The organism is Corynebacterium sp. HMSC068H04 (assembly GCF_001811255.1).
In the GTDB taxonomy this organism is placed as follows: domain Bacteria; phylum Actinomycetota; class Actinomycetes; order Mycobacteriales; family Mycobacteriaceae; genus Corynebacterium; species Corynebacterium hesseae.
The window spans coordinates 1-231 of record NZ_KV803995.1; the positions used below are offsets into that span (position 1 = coordinate 1).

Genomic DNA, 231 nt, shown 5'->3' on the forward strand with positions numbered 1-231 from the left:
GGCGGCGGAGCCGTCGCCGATGCGGGCGATGACGGCGCCGACGTCGACGGTGTCGTCTTCCTCGGCGAGGATTTCAACGAGGGTGCCGGCGACTGGGGACGGGATTTCGGTGTCGACCTTGTCGGTGGAGACCTCGAGGAGTGGTTCGTCGACCTCGACGGTGTCGCCGACGGACTTCAGCCACTGGGTGATGGTGCCCTCGGTGACGGACTCACCGAGTTCCGGCATCTC

The 231-nt window shown here is 67.1% G+C and carries 1 protein-coding gene; it reads right to left on the reverse strand.

Annotated elements, in window-relative coordinates:
- Positions 1-231 (reverse strand): biotin/lipoyl-containing protein (locus HMPREF2792_RS06015; RefSeq protein ID WP_304439941.1); only part of this gene is annotated, 231 nt, incomplete at both ends.